The sequence below is a fragment of the Bradyrhizobium sp. CCGUVB23 genome (assembly GCF_024199885.1).
Classification (GTDB): Bacteria; Pseudomonadota; Alphaproteobacteria; order Rhizobiales; family Xanthobacteraceae; genus Bradyrhizobium.
The window spans coordinates 3,707,302-3,725,717 of the sequence record NZ_JANADQ010000001.1; the positions used below are offsets into that span (position 1 = coordinate 3,707,302).

Below are 18,416 nucleotides of genomic sequence, written 5' to 3' on the forward strand. Positions count from 1 at the left end.
ACTTCTCGGAAAGGCTTTCTTTTCGACCCGCCGACTGGCCCTGCGAGGCCAGAGGTCAACGCCCGACAGCGCGATGCGCCCTCGGGCGCAAAGGTGTTTGGAAGATCGCATTTGGCTTCGGGCCACGACCCGAGCAAGTGGTCATCCCCCGCGAAGGCGGGGGATCCAGTATTCCAGAGGCAGCTCGGCTTGAACCGCGCCGCCGCGGCCTACTGGATGCCCGGTCAAGCCGGGGCATGACGGTGGTGAACGCGACAACCCTGCGCAAGCAGGACAAAGGACGACTTCATTGTTCGACAATCTGTCGGAAAGGCTTGGCGGCATCCTCGATCGTCTGACGGGGCGCGGTGCGCTGACCGAAAAGGACGTCGACGCCGCGATGCGCGAGGTTCGCCGCGCGCTGCTGGAGGCCGACGTTGCGCTCGAAGTGGTGCGCAGCTTCACCGAGCGTGTGCGCGAGCAGGCGATCGGCGCCACCGTCGTGAAGTCGGTCACTCCCGGCCAGATGGTCGTCAAGATCGTCCATGACGAGCTGATCAACACGCTTGGTGCCGAAGGCCAGACCATCGACGTGAATTCCGTGCCGCCGGTGCCGATCATGATGGTCGGCCTGCAAGGCTCCGGTAAGACGACGACCACCGCAAAGCTCGCCCGCCGCCTCGTCCAGCGCGACAAGCGCAAGGTGCTGATGGCTTCGCTCGACGTCTACCGTCCGGCGGCGATGGAGCAGCTCGCGGTGCTCGGCCGCGATCTCGACATCCCGACGCTGCCGATCGTGGCTGGGCAGCAGCCGCCGCAAATCGCAAAACGCGCGCTGGAAGCCGGCAAGCTCGGCGGCTACGACATCGTGCTGCTCGACACCGCCGGCCGCACCACGCTCGACGAAGAGATGATGGCTGAGGCCGCCGCGATCAAAGCCGCCGCCAACCCGCACGAAGTGCTGCTGGTCGCGGATAGCCTCACCGGCCAGGACGCCGTGAACCTCGCGCGCTCCTTCGATCAGCGCGTCGGCTTGACCGGCATCGTACTGACGAGAGTGGACGGCGACGGCCGCGGCGGCGCCGCGCTGTCGATGCGCGCCGTCACCGGCAAGCCGATCAAGCTGATCGGCACCGGTGAAAAGACCGACGCGCTGGAGGATTTTCACCCCGACCGTATCGCCGGCCGTATCCTCGGCATGGGCGACGTGGTGTCGCTGGTCGAACGGGCCGCTGCCAATATCGACGCCGAGAAGGCCGCACGCACCGCCGAGCGGATGCGCAAGGGCCAGTTCGACCTCAACGACATGCGCGAGCAGCTCTCGCAGATGGCGAATATGGGCGGCATCAGCGGGCTGATGGGCATGATGCCCGGCATCTCCAAGATGAAGAACCAGATCGCCGCCGCAGGGATCGACGACAAGATCCTGAAGCGCCAGGTCGCGATCATCGATTCCATGACGCGCGAGGAGCGCCGTCATCCCGACCTGCTCAAGGCGAGCCGCAAGAAGCGCATCGCCGCGGGAAGCGGCCAGAGCGTCGAGCACGTCAACAAGCTGCTCAAGATGCACCGGAACATGGCCGACGTGATGAAGGCGATGGGCTCGGGCAAGCGCGGCCCGCTCGCCGGCATCGCACAGGCGATGGGCTTTGGCGGCGGCATGAAGATGCCCTCGCCCGAGGAGATGAAGGCGTTGCAGGAGAAGATGCAGGGCGCGGGCGGCGGACAGGGCTTGCCCAACCTGCCGAAGGACCTGCCCGCGGGCCTGCGCCAGGGCCTACCGAATGTGCCGGGGCTCACGGGCCTCAGCAACAAGCCGACCCTTCCCGGGCTTGGTGGCTTCCCCGGACTTGGGAAGAAGAAGTGACCTCGACCGTCATTGCGAGCGAAGCGAAGCAATCCAGAGATGCTTCCACGGAAACAGTCTGGATTGCTTCGTCGCTTCGCTCCTCGCAATGACGAACCAACCTTTGAATTAACAGCTACTCAGGAGACCAGAATGTCAGTCGTCATCCGCCTCGCGCGCGCAGGCACCAAGAAGCGCCCCGTCTATCACGTCGTCGTCGCCGACTCGCGCTTCCCGCGCGATGGCCGCTTCATCGAGCGTCTCGGCTACTTCAACCCGCTACTGCCGAAGGACAACGAGACCCGCCTGAAGCTCGACATGGACAAGGTGAAGGCCTGGCTCGCCAAGGGCGCGCAGCCGTCGGACCGCGTGATGCGCTTCCTCGACGCTGCCGGCGTCAAGAAGCGCGAAGCACGCAGCAACCCGCAGAAGGCCGTGCCGCGCAAGGAGCGCAAGGCGCAGGCCGAAGCCGCCGCGAAGGCGTAAGGCTAGCTCATGCCGGCGCTGGTCTGCGTCGCGCGGATCGGCGCCGCGCATGGAGTGCGTGGCGCGGTCAAATTGTGGACCTTCACCGAAGATCCCTTTGCCGTGCGGCGCTATGGTCCGCTTCTCACCAAGGATGGCAAGCGCCAGTTCGAGGTCGCCCAAGCGCGTGAAGCCAAGGACCATCTGGTCGCGACGTTCAAGGGCGTCACGACCCGCGATGATGCCGAACGGCTCAACGGCATCGAGCTCTACGTCGCGCGCGAAAAACTGCCCGCGACCGACGAGCATGAATATTACCACACAGACCTGATCGGGCTCGCCGCCGTCACCGCGGCCGGCGATGTGCTCGGCCGCGTGCTCGCGATCCACAATTTCGGCGCCGGCGACATCATCGAAATCGCCCCGCCGAAAGGCACGACGCTGCTGCTGCCGTTCTCCAACGCGGTGGTGCCGGAGGTCGATCTCAACGGCGGCCGCGTGGTGATCGAGCTGCCGCAGGAAATCGAGGGCGAGGACGAAGAACCCTCCACGAGTCGTCCCCGCGAAGGCGGGGACCCGTAACCACAGGCCGTGGTTTTGGCTAAGCTGATTGCTATGACGAACTCCTCACCCTGGCGCGCGACGGTGCTGACGCTGTTTCCGGAGATGTTTCCGGGACCGCTGGGCGTGAGCCTGGCTGGCCGGGCGCTGGCCGCGGGCCTCTGGGAGCTGGAGGCGCGGGACATCCGGGCGTCCGCGACCGACCGCCACCGCAGCGTCGACGACACGCCGGCCGGTGGCGGGCCGGGCATGGTGCTGCGCGCGGATGTCCTGGCCGCAGCCATCGATGCCACTGAGGTCGGCGAGGTGCGGCCAAGGCTCCTGATGAGCCCAAGGGGTCGGCCATTGACCCAGGCCCGCGTCGTCGAGCTGGCAAAGGGCCCTGGCCCCCTGATCGTCTGCGGCCGGTTCGAGGGGATCGACCAGCGGGTGATCGATGCGAGGGGCCTGGAGGAAGTCTCGATCGGCGATTACGTGCTCTCCGGCGGCGAAATCGCGGCGCTGGCGCTGATTGACGCCTGCGTCCGGCTCTTGCCGGGGGTGATGGGCAAGGAGGCCTCGGGAACCGAGGAAAGCTTCTCGGACGGCCTCCTGGAATACCCCCAATACACCCGTCCGCAGCTGTTTGAGGGGAGTCCGATCCCGGAGATCCTCACCTCCGGCGACCACGCCAAGGTCGCGGCCTGGCGGCGGGCCGAATCCGAGGCCCTGACGGCCGCCCGTCGGCCTGATCTGTGGGAAAAAGCGGCGAATCGGGCCTCCGGCCAAAAAACGCCAAAAAACACGACAGACGGGTGACAAACGCTCCCGCTTGCCTTATAGGAGCGGCCAAATCCGCAATGGCTGGATAGACGAATTTCGCGCAGCCCCCTCTTTTTCGTGGCGGGGCGCGCCGATGGAGAATTACCCATGAACCTGATCAAGCAGCTCGAAAAAGAGCAATTCGACAAGCTCTCCGCCGGCAAGGAGATTCCGGAATTCGCCCCCGGCGATACCGTGATCGTCAACGTGAAGGTCGTCGAAGGCGACCGCACCCGCGTGCAGGCCTATGAAGGCGTCTGCATCGGCCGTTCCGGCGGTGGCCTCAACGAGAGCTTCACCGTGCGCAAGATCTCCTACGGCGAGGGCGTCGAGCGCGTGTTTCCGCTGCTCTCCCCGATGATCGACTCGATCAAGGTGGTGCGTCGCGGCAAGGTGCGTCGCGCCAAGCTCTATTACCTGCGCAATCTCCGCGGCAAGTCGGCCCGCATCGTCGAGAAGCAGGACCGCGCGGCTGCAGTCAACGAGTAATCTACGAAACAGGCGGATCGGCAAAAAGCGCGGGGCTTGGCTCCGCGCTTTTTTGTTGCGCTCACGCGTCATTGCGAGCCCAGCGAAGCAATCCAGACTGTCTCCGCGGATGCATCCCTGGATTGCTTCGCTGCGCTCGCAATGACGAACTTGAAGCTCTCGCGATTTCGTCGCGCTGTGTTATATACGACTAGAATGCTTCCAGATCGGACCAGCAACGAGCCCATCAAGCGCATCGTCATCGACGATCGCTCGCGGCTGCCTGGCCGGTTCTTCGGACGCTTTGCGACCGCGGCAACGTCAGAGCTTAGGCGCGCAGCTTGAACGCTGCGCTGACGATTTTGTTGCTCCGCGCGTAACCCGCGCTCTTCCGCTCACACAACAGTCCCGGAGCTCACGCTCATGTCCAAACCGACCACGCTGTACGACAAGATCTGGAACGACCATCTGGTGCACGAAGCCGAGGACGGCACCTGCCTGCTCTATATCGACCGCCATCTGGTGCACGAAGTCACCTCGCCGCAGGCCTTCGAAGGGCTGCGCACCACCGGGCGCAAGGTGCACGCGCCCGAAAAGACGCTCGCCGTCGTCGACCACAACGTGCCGACCACCGATCGCACCAAGCCGAACCCCGATCCGGAGAGTATCGAGCAGATCAAGGCGCTCGCCGAGAACGCCAAGGAATTCGGCATCGAATATTACAACGAGTTCGACAAGCGTCAGGGCATCGTCCATGTCATCGGCCCCGAGCAGGGCTTTACGCTGCCCGGCACCACCATCGTCTGCGGTGACAGCCACACCTCGACGCATGGCGCCTTCGGCGCGCTCGCGCACGGCATCGGCACGAGCGAGGTCGAGCACGTGCTGGCGACGCAGACGCTGATCCAGAAGAAGGCGAAGAACATGCGCGTCACCGTCGACGGCAAATTGCCGGAGGGCGTGACGGGCAAGGACATCATCCTGGCCATCATCGGCGAGATCGGCACCGCCGGCGGCACCGGCTACGTGCTCGAATACGCCGGCGATGCGATCCGCGCGCTCAGCATGGAAGGCCGCATGACGGTCTGCAACATGTCGATCGAAGGCGGCGCGCGCGCCGGTCTGGTCGCGCCCGACCAGAAGGCGTTCGACTTCCTGCGCGGCCGTCCGAAGTCGCCGCAGGGCGCCGCCTGGGATGCCGCGATGCGCTATTGGGAGGGCTTGCGCTCCGACGACGGCGCGCATTTCGACCACGAGCTGCGGCTGGATGCAGCCAAGCTGCCGCCGATCGTGACCTGGGGCACCTCGCCTGAGGACGTCATCTCGGTGACCGGCCTGGTGCCGGATCCGGACAAGATCGAGGATGAAGCCAAGCGCCTCTCCAAGCATCGCGCGCTGAAATATATGGGCTTGGCCGCGGGCACGAAGATCACCGACATCAAGCTCGATCGCGTCTTCATCGGCTCCTGCACCAACGGCCGCATCGAGGACCTGCGCGCCGCGGCGAAGATCGCCGAGGGCAAGACCGTCAGCGCCCATGTCAACGCCATGGTCGTGCCGGGCTCCGGCATCGTGAAGGAGCAGGCTGAAGCGGAAGGTCTGGACAAGATCTTCATCAAGGCCGGTTTCGAATGGCGTGAGCCGGGCTGCTCGATGTGCCTCGCCATGAACCCGGACAAGCTGAAGCCGGAAGAACGCTGCGCCTCGACCTCGAACCGCAATTTCGAGGGCCGCCAGGGCTTCAAGGGCCGCACGCATCTGGTCTCGCCGGCGATGGCGGCCGCGGCTGCGATCGCCGGCCACTTCGTCGACGTCAGGGATTGGCGCTGAGCCACTCCCGCGCAATTCTAGTGATCCCGGCAAGCCTGCCTTAAGCGGCATGCCTGAGACTTCATCCTCGCGACAAGCTCGCGAGGATGAAAACGCCATGGCCAACAAGCCGGAATATGTCGATCTCGTCAGCGATGCGACGCGCCAGCATCGGCGGCGCGCCGCGCCGTTGCGCGTCGTCGCCAAGCCCGAGATCGAGGAAACCTCGCGCCTCAGCCGCTGGCCGCCGGCGATGTTCCGGCAATGGAAGCTCGACAATCTGATGCGCTGGAAGTCGGCATCCTGGAAGCTCAGGGATTAGCTGTTTGCTATTGATGTCATTCCGGGGCTCGCGAAGCGAGAACCCGGAATGACCACAGCTCACATCACCAATAGCGGTGCCGCCAGCCCCAGTGATGCCAGCGATGCCGATGGTGCCAGCGGCAGATGCGGCGCGGACCCCAATAGGTCCAGATCACCCGGCAGCGGCGCGGATAGCTGTAATAGGGATAGTAGCCGCCGTAGAAGCGCCGGTGGAAGTAATGATGCCGGTAGTAGGAATGGTAGATTCCATAGTGACGATATCCGCCGTAACGGAAGCCACCGTTGCGATAGCCGCCGCCGTGAAAGGCCGGCGCGGCACGGAAGCCACCGCCGTGGAAACCGCCGCCATGGAAGCCGCCGACATGCGCTCCGCCACCGCCGTGAAAGCCTCCGCCACCGTGAAAACCTCCACCACCACGGAAGCCTCCACCATGGCCGCCACCGCCACCACCGTGACGGACTTGCGTGACCATGTCATCGGCCGCGGCTTTCGCTGCCGGTAAGGCGACCGGATTGATCGGGGTCAGCGCCTCGGCGCGCTGCGCAGCCCCTGCCGACAGCATCAGCACTGCCGCGGCCGCAAGCCCGAACAAGCGGATCACGCCTGCCCGGGAATCAACACTCCTCAGCATCAAACCCTCCTGAATCTGGACAGCGCAGTTGTGTGCTCCCGTCTCCAAATGAGAGGCGGGCTTGGCGGGCGCTGTTCAGGTGCGGTCGCTCCCCAAGATTAAATTAGGGACGGCGACGTGAATGCCTCATGAATGAACGAGGACGCAGAAGATCGCTGCGGCGCGGGGGAGTGTGCAGTTGTGCCAACCTAGAGCGCGCCGTCACCACCACGGCCCGAAGCCGAGCACGAAGGGAGCGGGCACGCTGTAGGGATAGGGCCGATAAAAGACGGGCCGCGCGTAGTAGTGCGGCTGATAGGGTACGTGCCGAACGCTACGCATGTATCGGTCGTGACGCCGCATGCCGAAATCAACCGTTCGCACTGAGACCTGCTGCTGTGTTGCGATCGACGTTGCCGCAACCGACGCATCAGGTAATGCCATCGCCAATCCCAAAGCGACGACGATCACGATCGCTGCCTTCATGACAATCTCCATGCCGCCAGCATGGAGCCTTCACTACGTCATCTGCAAGCGAAAACAGGCCCGGTTATCCGGGCCTGTTTTGCCGCCGATCGACGCGTCACCACCAGCGCCGGTGATGCCAATGGTGCCAGCGCCAATGATGATGGTGCCAGCCATGCCAATGCACTTCCGTCGTTGTAGCAGCGACATCCTGCACCGCTTGCGCGGCGCCGGGATTGATGAGGGACACGGCCTGCGCACGCTCAATGGGCACAGCACACATGAGTACCGCTGCGACGGCAGCGAGACCGAGCACCTTGACCTTCTTGGATTGCATGTCGTCCTCCTCCGACCTCGATTGTGTGACGCAATTCAGCATGACGTCACGGAGCAGGACGCTAGAGGCGGCGGGCTGAATCGTGTATGAATGAACGCGCCGCAATGATGAACGCGAAGGAAATGAACGCGAAAGACCTGCGGCCAGATACTTTCGAGATCCGCGCAACGCATTTCGTTTGCGCCAAAAAAACCAACCGTCAATGATCGGCGTATCTTCTGGACGGCTAAAGCGCGATGAAATTGGGATGAACCGTCATCGCGCTTTAGGTTTTTGTTTGCGCATGATCTTTTCGGAAAACCGCTTCGCACTTTGCGCTAACGCGGCCCTTCGGGTCCGGATCATGCTTTAGATGCAGGAGATGATCATGGCACAGTCTCGCGGTGGGCTGCCGGTTTCTCGCCTTGCTGTTTCAACGGTCACGCTGTTCGGCTCGGAGGCGGCGCTTGCCGCACAGGGACCGGGCGTCGAGGCCGGCACGGCGAGCCCGTTCGCGCAAGCGGTGATGGCGATCCTGGTCTATGGCGCGTCCGCGCTCGTCGTCGGCGTCGGCCTGATCGGCGCGCTGCGCGGTCGTTAGGCGAGAGGCGTCAACCGCGCCGCCAATAGCAGCTCATGCGCGGCACGATCACAGTGCCGCTCGGCCGATATTCCTGCACATAGGTGGCGTTGCATTCCCGCACCGCGTCCGGGCCGGGATAGTAGCGCGGATAGACCCCGTCCGGCGTCTCGTAGGGCACCACGCGCAACCGCGGCCGGCGGCGCAGCGGCGGCGCATCCGGCGGCTCGGCCTGGGCCAACCGGACTTCGGCGCCAGTCGTCTGGGCTTTCGCACCGGAATCAAAAAACAGCGAAAACAACCCCATGCAAAGTAAGATCTGGCAAAGTAAGATCTGTGCCGCTGTTCCCGCCCGCATCGTACCACCCACCTGAACCGTCCCCATCAAGGCGCCGTACGCTCCCCGTTTTGGCGACGCGCGTCAACCTCACCGCGATCATAAAGCCGGATGCATCGCCGGGGAACCCGCGCTAAGAGAAGGCATGTGGACGGAATTGAAAGCGCCTTCACTCGCCGAAATGGAGGTGGTGGCGCACGACATCTTCGAGCGCCTGCCCAAGCACTTTCGCGATCTCTGCGAAGGCGTGATCATCCGCGTCGAGGACTTCCCGACCGAGGAGGTCCTGGACGAGATGGACTGCGAGAGCGAGTTCGACCTGCTCGGTCTGTTCCAGGGGGTCGGCCTGCCGCAGCAGAGCCTTGGTGACGTCGCGCGGCTGCCGAACATGGTCTGGCTCTACCGCCGGCCGATCCTGGACTACTGGGCCGAACACGAGGAGAGCCTTGGCCATATCGTCCGCCACGTGCTGATCCACGAGATCGGGCACCATTTCGGCCTCTCGGACGACGATATGGCCGCGATTGAGGCTCAGGCGGATTGAAGCGCCGCCGCAAGTGCGGTGCGCTCCCTCCCCCGTTTGCGAGGGAGGGCTGGGGAGAGGTTGTCCCCGCAATGGGACAGCCCCCCAAGAGGAGAGAGCCCTCACCCGCGCCTTCGGCGCGACCTCTCCCGCAAGCCGGAGAGGTGAAATCCCGATGCCGCGCCAGCGCAGCCCTTATCTGCTGAATTTGGCCTAGGATTTGGGCCCCGATCGCGATAAATAGCCGTTCCCCTGACCTGACCGGGAAGCGCAACCATGGACAAGTTCACTACGCTGGAAGGCGTCGCGGCGCCGCTGAAGATCATCAATGTCGACACCGACATGATCATTCCGAAGCAGTACCTGAAGACCATCAAGCGCACCGGCCTCGGCAAGGGGCTTTTCTCCGAGCAACGCTACAAGGACGACGGCAGCGAGAATCCGGACTTCGTGCTCAACCAGCCGGCCTACCGCAACGCCAAGGTGATCGTTGCGGGCGACAATTTCGGCTGCGGCTCGAGCCGCGAGCACGCGCCCTGGGCGCTGCTCGACTTCGGCATCCGCTGCGTGATCTCGACCTCGTTCGGCGACATCTTCTACAACAACTGCTTCAAGAACGGCATTCTGCCGATCCGCGTCAGCCAGGAGGACCTCGACAAGCTGTTCGACGACGCCGAGCGCGGCGCCAATGCCACGCTCACCATCGACCTGCCCAACCAGGAAATCCGCGGCCCCGACGGCGGCAAGGTCAAGTTCGAGATCGATCCGTTCCGCAAGCACTGCCTGATCAACGGCCTCGACGACATCGGCCTCACGATGGAGAAGAAGGCCTCGATCGACACCTACGAGGAGAAGCTCAAGCGCGAACGCGCCTGGGCCTGAGATTTTATTGTTTGAGCATGATCTATTCGGAAAACCGCTTCACACTTTTCCGGATCATGCTCTAGTTCCGTTTCGAGCCCCGGTGCGATGCGCGCCGGGGCTTTTTCTTTGCCCTCTTGTGCTTTGCCCTCTTGCGTTTGTCATTTATAGCTTCCGCGCATGTTGCCTGATGTCGTCACCTTCTGGGATGGCCCGATGGACGCGCTGCGCCAGACCTGTCTGCGCTCGCAGCTCGCGGCCGGGCACAAGGTCACGGTCTACAGCTTCGACACCATTCCCGGCCTGCCCGCGGGTGTCGGCAATGCCGAGGCCGAAGCGATCCTGCCGCACGCGTTCTCGGAAAGGCTGCGGCCGCCGCAGCCGGACGGAAGCTGGCGCGACTGGACCACGCTTCAGTTCAGCGACTTCTTCCGCATGAAGCTGATGGCGCAACGCGCGGGCCTGTGGCTCGACGCCGATGTGCTGCTCCTGAAACCGGTCGAGATCGATCCCGCAAAACCCTATTTCGCCTGGGAGCGGCCGCGCCAGCTCGGTAACTCCGTGCTGTATCTGCCGGCGGAGCACGGCATCGTCCGCGCATTCGAGGCGCTGATGGAGCAGGAGGAGCTGACGCCTGACTGGCTGTCGCTGCGCCATCGCCTGACGTTTGCACTGCGTCGCCTGCGCGGCGGTTCGAACCGGCTTTCGGATATTCGCGTCGCGATCTATGGGCCCGCCGCACTGACCGCGCTCGCGCGCCGCTTCGGCGAACTGAGCTGCGCGTTGCCGAAGCAATCGTTCTACGCCGTGCACGCCGAGCCAAAGCTGTTCTTCGCGCCGTCGAACTATCTCGGCCTCGTCGCCAACCCCGAGATCATCGGCCTGCACATCTCGCCCAAGGGACGCGGCGGCCAGAAGCCGATTCCCGGCAGCCTGTATGCCTGGGCGGCGGAGCGGTTCATCTAGCTTTGCTTTCGTGTCCCGGACGCGGTGCGGCACATAGTGCCGCTCCGCAGAACCGGGACCCACCTACCTGCATGGGCCCCGGCTCAGCAGCGCACCGCTTGCGCACTGCGCTGCGTCCGGGGCACGAGATCAGCGGCCTCGTCGTTCCTATTTGATCCAGCGCAACGCAATTTCCTGCATGTCTGCTCTACTCCCTTCAATACCGCCGAATGGAGCGTCGAGATGAGCACCCAGAGCAGACCCTATCCCGTGGTTCAGGATCTCATCGATTCCTTTGCCGGCTGGCTGAAGCATCGCCGCGAGCTGAACGAGATGCGGCAGCTCGATCGTTCCGATTTCAACCGGATCGCGAGCGATCTGCGGCTGTCGCCGGATGATCTCGAAGAGCTGGTCCGTCACGGCCATCATGCCGCAGACGAACTGCCGAAGATGCTGGCGCAGCTCGGCATCAGCGAGGAGCAGCTCGGCCGCGCGCAGCCGCTTCTGCTGCGCGACATGGAGCGCCTCTGCGCGCTGTGCAACGAAAAGGCGCACTGCCACCGCGATCTCGCCGACGGCACCGCCGCCGAGAACTACGGGGGTTATTGCCCGAACGCCTCAACGCTGGAGACGCTGGATCGCACGGGCAGCGCGCCGCACTAGACGCGCGGCGGGAGCATTCGCCAGGTCGAAGGCGGCAACTATTGGCAGGTATGGACCTGTCCGTCATAGCCCCTGTAGGTCCCGGAGGATGGATTATAGGTTCGATACTGCTGGCAGTTGGGGCCGGCACTCTGGCTCACAGCCCGGCGCCGTTGTCGGCCTGTTTCGGTTACTCTGTTCTCTTGTTCACCTTGCTCTGGCGCAACGCCAGCAGACTGCTTAACGGCTGGCGAATCTTCGACTGCAATCGCCTTCTTCTCTTCCATGGCCTGGCGCACTTGTGCCAATTCAGTCGCCAGCGACTCGGCCCGATCGTGCTCCTGCTGGAGAGACTGCCGCAATTCCGCTGTCTCGTTCTCGATTGACTGCCTGGGTCGTTGCGCTACCTCGCTCGCCCCGCTGCTTTCGCGTGAACGCACCAGTCCCGTCGTCTCGGTTCTACTTCGCACCTTCGCGACGTCCCCCTCGAGCGCAGTGGGGGCGGAGAGCCCTCGGGGATTCAGCATTGTCCGCTGCAAATAGACGCCGCCAATCGCACCTGCGATGACCATTGCGGCAATCCACCAACGTGCAGTTCCTCGTCGCTCGTGCAGTGCCACAATCCGAACAGTCTCTGCAAGCGCTGAGCCGATCGCGGTGGCGGGCCGCGCGAGGGGTATACCGGACGGCGAGGGCTTGTAAAAACTGTAACACGGGTACCAATGCGATGGCGTCAGCTGGCTCGCTTCGCCATATTCGCCGATCCATTCATCGGTCTCGGTCGACCACCGGGCAACCTCAAAGCTTCCGCTCGCTTCATCCTCGAGCACGATGGTGTGCCCATTCTTTGGTGCAGTCTCAATCGGATAGCGCATGCCAATGGCGCCTCTTCAACTTGACGCGTTGGTCAATGATGACCTGCGCCGGCTGGGAATTCAGGAAAGTCGCATCGCTTTCATTTTGTCAGCACCGACTGTGATCCTCGCCCTGCTGAGAATGTACGTTGAGGTGACCATAATTATGGCTAGAGCTATGCAGCAGTAATCGCGCGATGACGTTCCCCGGCGGTTCCTGCGGCCGCCTCAATCAGCGAAGGGCAGCTCGGCCGCGCGCCCTCGCACCGTGTCTGTGCGCAATGCGGCCGCAACCTCGTCAGCGGCACCGCCGCGGCGCGCCGCACTGACGAGCAGTCTACTGGGTCAGTTTATAGCAATGCCCGCCGCCCCTGTGCTTTACACGCGCGCGGCAAGTATCCAGCGTCGAAAATGAGCAGTCAGGTTGTCCTGCGGCTTTCGCCCCTCTTAACTGCGCACAGAACGTGGCCGCATTGGCAGAGTCTTGAGAACAAAGAACGAAGCCCATCGAGAGAACCATCATCGCGGAGATCAGCGCCAGCTTTGAACGCGACATATCAATTCCTCCTATGAGGTTTGCCCCAATCTTCTCCTTTGAGATTGCCAGAACGTGCTGCTCGTTCAGTGGTTGCTAAGCGCGCGAGAGCAAGGCTTCAAAATCCCTATTCGGCAGCCGTTCGCAGTCGCGGCTAGTTCGCCGGGTGCCTGGAGATTTCTGACAGCCGCGGAATGTCCACCCGCTGCAGGGTTCCGTCGAAGTGAAATGGGCTTGCGCCACATCATCCCGATCGCGCTTCTTGGCGACGAAAGTACGTGTAGGCCCCGACGGTGAGATAATTGGTCAAGACTGCGATCACATTCCAGATGACGATGTTCCTCGAGCCGATCGATACGCCATAGATCACCCAGAGAATTTGGAAAGTACCCGTGATGGCCGCCATTCTAGGGTTCATGCCGACGCTGGAGCGCCGCTTCAGCATGGCAATGAGGTCGGGCAGAGCGGCGAAGGTCGTCCCGAATCCCGCCGCGAAGCCGATGATCTGATTGAGATCCATCACCTCTCCTCTCAACGCCCGAGCAAAAACCGGCTCTGTCCCTCACTGCCATCGGGCAGTCGCGAGAGTGTGGCAGTCTGGGACGAAACGCGCATCGTGCCGCTGCAGGCGGCGCCAATGCGGATCTTGATGGTGCGCGGGCAGGCAAGGTTTGTGGCACGCCCTTATTCGACGGCACGTAAGACAATCCCGCTTACTCAATTGCGCGGGCGATCAAAACCATCTCCGACTTGTGAACACATGGAACCGATCAGCCGACAAGAGACTTTTCGGTCTGTGTTAAACGTGACCGCGCGTATCAAGCGGACCAGGGGCAGCACTTCAAGTCAGGACGGGAGTGTTCAATGTCAGACCTTGTTGCGATCGTGTACCCATCCGAAGCCAAAGCAGAGGAAGTTCGGCAGAAAATTCTCAAGCTCCAGAAGGAGTACCTGATCGCGATCAATGATGCCGTGATCGCGGTCAAGACAGGGGACTCCGTCAAACTCAATCAGCTCGTGAACACGACGATGGCGGGCGCCGCGAGCGGCAGCTTCTGGGGACTGCTGTTTGGATTGGTGTTCCTGAATCCTCTCATCGGCGTGGCTCTCGGTGCCGGCGCAGGCGCATTGGGCGGCGCGCTGACCGACTTCGGGATCAGAGATCAGTTCATGAAGGATCTCGCCGCGAAGGTGAAATCGGGAGATGCCGTTCTGTTCCTGCTGATCCAGAGCATGACCGCAGACAAGGTTCTCAACGAGATCAAGGATGTGGGAGGAACGGTTCTCAAGACCTCGCTCGATGAAAAGAAGGAACAGCACCTGCGCGATGCCCTCGCAGCCGCAACTCAGTCCAAGGCTGCCTAGCTAGACTGCCTGGCGTTATGACTCCGACATTGCAGCACACGGCTGTGGCCATTCAGCCGGCGCGTGTCCTGCGCTGTCACGAGCGAGGAGCAAATCATGCGAAAATCGACTTTATGGGTACTCGCTCTTGCGGCCGCTTCGGCAGCGGTCATGACGACCGGCGGTCCTTCGCAGGCGAGCCTCATCGCACCACTGGGCGCGCGCGAGGTTGCCGATCAGCTTCGCCTTGCGGACACAGTCCAGTTCACCTGGAGAGGCCACCGTTACTGTTGGTACAACGGCGGATGGCGTGGCGGCGGCTGGTACCGATGCGGCTTCAATTGGCGGCGCGGCATGGGCTGGGGCGGTCCGGCAGGCTGGCATGGGTGGCGACGGCCACATCAGCGCCCGGTGGCACGCCCACCGACAGTTCGCCCGCCGGCAGCGCGCCCACCGAGGCCAGGTCGGCCGGGGCCAAGTCGACCAGGGCCAAGTCGGCCGGGAACGCAGCGACCGCAAACACTCCCTGAGCGCATTCCGAACAGGTGATAGCCACCGCTTTGCCCGGCCGCAGGCGTCAGGCGGCCGAGCATCTTTTTTTGGGTACAGCCTCAACCCTTGCTCATCGCCACGATCGCATCCGCGATCTCAATCGAGCGGCGCCGCTATGGCTGCCCCCTCAGAAATCCGAGTTGGGGCGGCTTTCAGACCCGCCGGCGAGTTGGTATCTGAGATACGAAATGAGGCAGACGATGAAATCCCGCGTAGAAACACTCACACCGCCGAACACGCCGAAACCGATCGGGCCCTATAATCACATCGCCAAAGTCGGCGAACATATATGGATTGGTGGGACCGCTGGAGTTGATCCAGCGACAGGACATTTGGCAGTGGGAGACATAGGTGCCCAGACTCGGCAAATCTTCAAATCATTCGAAGTGATGCTCGATGCCGTCGGCTCCGACCTCAGCCACGTTACTCACATCAATGTCTTCCTGCAGCACATGTCCGACTTCGAGGCGATGAATGCTGCCTATGTCGAGATGATGGGCGACCACAGACCTGCGCGCACAGTTTTTTCTGTCCAGGAACTCCCCAAGCCAGGCGTCTTGCTTACGATGAACCTTACGGCGGTGACGCGAGAGCGATGATCCCTGCGCGCCGAACGGCGCGGGGACCGCCTTCTGCGAATACTCTTCGCGAACAGAAGATTTGCACCCGGCGTCAGAAAGACGAACGTCGCCTTCAAGCGTACGCCCTACCCCTTGCTCATCGCGGCGATCGCATCTGCGATCTCGATCGTGCGGCGTGCCATGTCGGCGTGCAGGCGTTCGACCATCTGGCCGTCGAGCCGGATCGCCCCGCGCGAGACGTTCTCCGGCAATTCGAACGCCGCGATGATTTTGCGGGCGCGCGCGACGTCCTCCTCGGGCGGGGTGAAGATGACGTTGCAGGCCTCGATCTGCGAGGGATGGATCAGGGTCTTGCCATCGAAGCCGAGATCGCGACCCTGCGCGCATTCCGTCGCAAAGCCGCTCGAGTTGTTGATGTCGCTATAGGGCCCGTCGAGGATTTCGAGGCCGTGAGCGCGCGTCGCCAGGATGCAATGGGTGATCATCGGGATCATTGCGGCGCGGCCCTCCAGCATCCTGATCCGCGTCTCCCGCGAAATGTCGTTGGGTCCGAACACGAAGCCGACGAGGCGCGTGTTGGGATCACGCGAAGCGGCCGAGAGCTCTTCTGCATGCAGGACTGCACGCGCGGTCTCGATCATGGCCCAGACCTTCACCGTCGGCGCGGCACCAAGTTCGGCGAGGCGGCGGCCGATCGTATCGAGATCCTCGACGCTCGAGACTTTTGGAACCAGGATGCCGTCGGGCGACGCCTTGGCAGCCATCGCGACGTCGTCGGCCCACCAGGGCGTATCGAGCCCGTTGGTCCGGATCAGAATCTCGCGCCTGCCAAAGCCTTTCGCGGCGATCGCGGCCGCGATCTGGTCCCGCGCCACCGCCTTGGCGTCGGGGGCGACAGAATCCTCAAGGTCCAGGATCAGGCCGTCGGCCGGCAGGTTGCGGGCCTTTTCCAGCGCGCGGGGGTTGGAGCCGGGCATGAACAGATGGCTGCGGCGCGGACGGGTCATGCTGGCGTTCCTTCCGGGTTCCTCGAATGTCTTCTAGCCCGAGCCGATAGCACCTGGCCTGCCTATTCGAAAGGCTTGTTCGCCCCTGCGGTATATGATTAGGCATAGGCCATGATCACGTTCCCTCAGCACTTGCTGGACGGCTACAAGGCCTTCGCGACGCAGCGGCTGCCAACCGAGCAGACGCGCTATCGCGAATTGTCGGTGAAGGGCCAGTCACCCGAAGTGATGGTGATCGGCTGCTGCGATTCCCGCGTCTCGCCGGAGGTGATCTTCGACGTCGGTCCGGGCGAGCTGTTCGTGATGCGCAACATCGCCAATCTGGTGCCGACGTATCAGCCCGACCAGAATGCGCACGGCGTCTCGGCGGCGCTGGAATATGCCGTGACGGTGCTGAAGGTGAAGCACATCGTGGTGCTCGGGCACGCGCAATGCGGCGGCATCCGCGCCTTCGTCGACAAGATCGAGCCACTGACCCCCGGCGATTTCATCGGCAAATGGATGCAGATGTTCATCAAGCCCGGCGAGGTGGTCGAGCAACGTGACCGCGAGACGATGGCGCAATTCGTCGAGCGCATCGAGAAGGCCGCGGTGTTCCGCAGCCTCGAAAACCTCATGACCTTCCCGTTCGTGCGCAAGGCGGTCGACGCCGGCCAGATGCAGACGCACGGCGCCTATTTCGGCGTCGCGGAGGGATCGCTGTTCGTACTCGACAAGGTCGCGAAGGAATTTCGCAGCGTCAGGGACGCGGGGTAGGTTCGTCAACGCGACGAGAATTTTTGTAGGGCGGGCAAAGCGAAGCGTGCCCACCACTTCTGATGACATCGAGAAAAGTGGTGGGCACGGCGCGTTGCGCCTTTGCCCACCCTACGAGATCTCGATCGGTCTTACGCCGCCTTCTGCTTCGCCGTGATCAACTTGCGGTTGATCAGGACCTCGGCGATCTGGATCGCGTTGAGCGCTGCGCCCTTGCGAAGATTGTCCGACACGCACCAGAAGGCGAGACCGTTCTCGACCGTGGCGTCCTCGCGGATGCGGCTGATATAGGTCGCGTCCTCGCCGGCCGCTTCGTAGGGCGTGGCGTAGCCGCCGGGCTCCTGCTTGTCGATGACGAGACAGCCTGGCGCCTTGCGCAGGATCTCGCGCGCCTCATCCGCCGCGAGCGGGTTCTCGAACTCGACGTTGACGGCTTCCGAATGACCGACGAAGACCGGCACGCGCACGCAGGTCGCGGAGAGCTTGATCTTGGGATCAAGGATCTTCTTGGTCTCCGCCATCATCTTCCACTCTTCCTTGGTGTAGCCGTCCTCCATGAAGACGTCGATGTGGGGGATGACGTTGAAGGCGATGCGCTTGGGGAATTTCTTCGCGATCAGCTCGTCGTTGGTGTAGACGGCCTTGGTCTGCGAGAACAATTCGTCCATTGCGTCCTTGCCGGCACCCGACACAGATTGATAGGTCGAGACCACGACGCGCTTGATGGTCGCCTTGTCGTGCAGCGGCTTCAGCGCGACCACGAGCTGCGCGGTCGAGCAGTTCGGGTTGGCGATGATGTTCTTCTTCGCAAAACCCTTGGTCGCGTCGGCATTCACCTCCGGCACGATCAGCGGCACGTCCGGGTCCATACGCCAGGCCGAGGAATTGTCGATCACGACCGCGCCGGCGGCACCGATCTTCGGCGACCATTCCTTCGAGACCGAGCCGCCCGCCGACATCAGGCAGATGTCGATGTCGGAGAAGTCGTAGTGCTCGAGCGCTTTGACCTTCAAGGTCCGATCGCCATAGGAGACCTCGACGCCGACGCTGCGGCGTGATGCCAGCGCCACGACCTCGTCCGCGGGGAATTTGCGCTCATCAAGGATGTTGAGCATTTCCCGTCCGACATTGCCGGTCGCTCCGACGACTGCGACTTTGTAACCCATCGTTCACTCTCCGATGAAAAAGCCTTCCCCAAGCGGCGCGCTTAACCAGGAAGAGCAGCGCTTCTATGCGAGAACCGCCCGCAAGACA

General features: G+C 63.1%; 24 protein-coding genes. 15 read left to right on the forward strand and 9 right to left on the reverse strand.

Annotated elements, in window-relative coordinates; all coding sequences use genetic code 11:
- Window positions 1-289: 289 nt before the first annotated feature.
- The 7 genes from ffh to NLN62_RS16910 all read left to right on the forward strand — a co-directional run bounded on the left by ffh (window position 290) and on the right by NLN62_RS16910 (window position 6,251).
- A complete protein-coding gene (gene ffh, locus NLN62_RS16880; protein ID WP_254101820.1) occupies window positions 290-1,846 on the forward strand; it encodes a signal recognition particle protein in 1,557 nt (518 codons plus the stop codon).
- A 132-nt stretch (window positions 1,847-1,978) separates the two neighbouring features.
- Window positions 1,979-2,311 carry a 30S ribosomal protein S16 gene (gene rpsP, locus NLN62_RS16885; RefSeq protein WP_027523519.1) on the forward strand — a complete coding sequence of 111 codons (333 nt, stop codon included), beginning with the start codon at window positions 1,979-1,981 and terminating at the stop codon, window positions 2,309-2,311.
- 9 nt (window positions 2,312-2,320) lie between these two features.
- The gene (rimM, locus tag NLN62_RS16890) at window positions 2,321-2,872 is read left to right on the forward strand and encodes a ribosome maturation factor RimM (RefSeq protein ID WP_027523518.1); all 552 of its coding nucleotides are present in this window, start codon (window positions 2,321-2,323) and stop codon (window positions 2,870-2,872) included.
- 33 nt (window positions 2,873-2,905) lie between these two features.
- The gene (gene trmD / locus NLN62_RS16895; protein WP_027523517.1) at window positions 2,906-3,649 is read left to right on the forward strand and encodes a tRNA (guanosine(37)-N1)-methyltransferase TrmD; all 744 of its coding nucleotides are present in this window, start codon (window positions 2,906-2,908) and stop codon (window positions 3,647-3,649) included.
- Window positions 3,650-3,760: 111 nt separating this feature from the next.
- The gene (gene rplS / locus NLN62_RS16900) at window positions 3,761-4,141 is read left to right on the forward strand and encodes a 50S ribosomal protein L19 (protein WP_027523516.1); all 381 of its coding nucleotides are present in this window, start codon (window positions 3,761-3,763) and stop codon (window positions 4,139-4,141) included.
- 402 nt (window positions 4,142-4,543) lie between these two features.
- Complete coding sequence (leuC, locus tag NLN62_RS16905; protein WP_027523515.1) at window positions 4,544-5,950, forward strand: 3-isopropylmalate dehydratase large subunit; 1,407 nt, start codon at window positions 4,544-4,546, stop codon at window positions 5,948-5,950.
- A 97-nt stretch (window positions 5,951-6,047) separates the two neighbouring features.
- Window positions 6,048-6,251 (forward strand): hypothetical protein, encoded by a 204-nt coding sequence (locus NLN62_RS16910; protein WP_027523514.1) that lies wholly within the window; start codon window positions 6,048-6,050, stop codon window positions 6,249-6,251.
- A gap of 64 nt (window positions 6,252-6,315) precedes the next feature.
- Here NLN62_RS16910 and NLN62_RS16915 read toward each other — a convergent pair whose 3' ends face one another.
- From NLN62_RS16915 to NLN62_RS16925, 3 genes are all read right to left on the reverse strand, one after another.
- Window positions 6,316-6,885, reverse strand: coding sequence for a hypothetical protein (locus NLN62_RS16915; protein WP_027523513.1), 570 nt, complete (start codon window positions 6,883-6,885; stop codon window positions 6,316-6,318).
- A gap of 201 nt (window positions 6,886-7,086) precedes the next feature.
- A complete protein-coding gene (locus tag NLN62_RS16920) occupies window positions 7,087-7,350 on the reverse strand; it encodes a hypothetical protein (protein WP_027523512.1) in 264 nt (87 codons plus the stop codon).
- A 97-nt stretch (window positions 7,351-7,447) separates the two neighbouring features.
- Complete coding sequence (locus NLN62_RS16925) at window positions 7,448-7,666, reverse strand: hypothetical protein (RefSeq protein WP_027523511.1); 219 nt, start codon at window positions 7,664-7,666, stop codon at window positions 7,448-7,450.
- 367 nt (window positions 7,667-8,033) lie between these two features.
- Here NLN62_RS16925 and NLN62_RS16930 point away from each other — a divergent pair, with 367 nt between their 5' ends.
- Window positions 8,034-8,246 carry a hypothetical protein gene (locus tag NLN62_RS16930; protein ID WP_063621725.1) on the forward strand — a complete coding sequence of 71 codons (213 nt, stop codon included), beginning with the start codon at window positions 8,034-8,036 and terminating at the stop codon, window positions 8,244-8,246.
- A gap of 10 nt (window positions 8,247-8,256) precedes the next feature.
- Here the strand turns inward: NLN62_RS16930 and NLN62_RS16935 are convergent, their stop codons facing one another.
- Window positions 8,257-8,532, reverse strand: a complete 276-nt coding sequence (locus NLN62_RS16935; RefSeq protein WP_027523509.1) for a hypothetical protein — start codon at window positions 8,530-8,532, stop codon at window positions 8,257-8,259.
- A 175-nt stretch (window positions 8,533-8,707) separates the two neighbouring features.
- Here NLN62_RS16935 and NLN62_RS16940 point away from each other — a divergent pair, with 175 nt between their 5' ends.
- The 4 genes from NLN62_RS16940 to NLN62_RS16955 all read left to right on the forward strand — a co-directional run bounded on the left by NLN62_RS16940 (window position 8,708) and on the right by NLN62_RS16955 (window position 11,554).
- Entirely contained in the window at window positions 8,708-9,106 is a 399-nt protein-coding gene (locus NLN62_RS16940) for a metallopeptidase family protein (RefSeq protein WP_027523508.1), read from the forward strand.
- Window positions 9,107-9,361: 255 nt separating this feature from the next.
- A complete protein-coding gene (gene leuD, locus NLN62_RS16945) occupies window positions 9,362-9,967 on the forward strand; it encodes a 3-isopropylmalate dehydratase small subunit (protein WP_027523507.1) in 606 nt (201 codons plus the stop codon).
- 159 nt (window positions 9,968-10,126) lie between these two features.
- Complete coding sequence (locus NLN62_RS16950) at window positions 10,127-10,912, forward strand: hypothetical protein (protein ID WP_254109509.1); 786 nt, start codon at window positions 10,127-10,129, stop codon at window positions 10,910-10,912.
- A 222-nt stretch (window positions 10,913-11,134) separates the two neighbouring features.
- Entirely contained in the window at window positions 11,135-11,554 is a 420-nt protein-coding gene (locus NLN62_RS16955; protein WP_027523505.1) for a hypothetical protein, read from the forward strand.
- A 38-nt stretch (window positions 11,555-11,592) separates the two neighbouring features.
- Here the strand turns inward: NLN62_RS16955 and NLN62_RS16960 are convergent, their stop codons facing one another.
- From NLN62_RS16960 to NLN62_RS16970, 3 genes are all read right to left on the reverse strand, one after another.
- The gene (locus NLN62_RS16960; protein ID WP_254109511.1) at window positions 11,593-12,408 is read right to left on the reverse strand and encodes a BA14K family protein; all 816 of its coding nucleotides are present in this window, start codon (window positions 12,406-12,408) and stop codon (window positions 11,593-11,595) included.
- Window positions 12,409-12,724: 316 nt separating this feature from the next.
- Window positions 12,725-12,943, reverse strand: a complete 219-nt coding sequence (locus tag NLN62_RS16965) for a hypothetical protein (RefSeq protein ID WP_156944356.1) — start codon at window positions 12,941-12,943, stop codon at window positions 12,725-12,727.
- A gap of 223 nt (window positions 12,944-13,166) precedes the next feature.
- Entirely contained in the window at window positions 13,167-13,442 is a 276-nt protein-coding gene (locus tag NLN62_RS16970; protein ID WP_051389775.1) for a SemiSWEET family sugar transporter, read from the reverse strand.
- A gap of 344 nt (window positions 13,443-13,786) precedes the next feature.
- Here NLN62_RS16970 and NLN62_RS16975 point away from each other — a divergent pair, with 344 nt between their 5' ends.
- Window positions 13,787-14,287, forward strand: coding sequence for a DUF1269 domain-containing protein (locus NLN62_RS16975; RefSeq protein WP_027523503.1), 501 nt, complete (start codon window positions 13,787-13,789; stop codon window positions 14,285-14,287).
- Window positions 14,288-15,018: 731 nt separating this feature from the next.
- Window positions 15,019-15,417 (forward strand): RidA family protein, encoded by a 399-nt coding sequence (locus tag NLN62_RS16980; RefSeq protein ID WP_254109513.1) that lies wholly within the window; start codon window positions 15,019-15,021, stop codon window positions 15,415-15,417.
- Between the two features lie 107 nt (window positions 15,418-15,524).
- On the opposite strand, the gene NLN62_RS16985 is transcribed toward NLN62_RS16980, so the two are convergent.
- Window positions 15,525-16,406, reverse strand: a complete 882-nt coding sequence (locus NLN62_RS16985) for a CoA ester lyase (protein WP_254109514.1) — start codon at window positions 16,404-16,406, stop codon at window positions 15,525-15,527.
- 111 nt (window positions 16,407-16,517) lie between these two features.
- Here NLN62_RS16985 and NLN62_RS16990 point away from each other — a divergent pair, with 111 nt between their 5' ends.
- A complete protein-coding gene (locus NLN62_RS16990; RefSeq protein ID WP_027523499.1) occupies window positions 16,518-17,162 on the forward strand; it encodes a carbonic anhydrase in 645 nt (214 codons plus the stop codon).
- A gap of 131 nt (window positions 17,163-17,293) precedes the next feature.
- Here the strand turns inward: NLN62_RS16990 and NLN62_RS16995 are convergent, their stop codons facing one another.
- Entirely contained in the window at window positions 17,294-18,328 is a 1,035-nt protein-coding gene (locus NLN62_RS16995) for an aspartate-semialdehyde dehydrogenase (protein WP_254109516.1), read from the reverse strand.
- Between the last annotated feature and the right edge of the window lie 88 nt (window positions 18,329-18,416).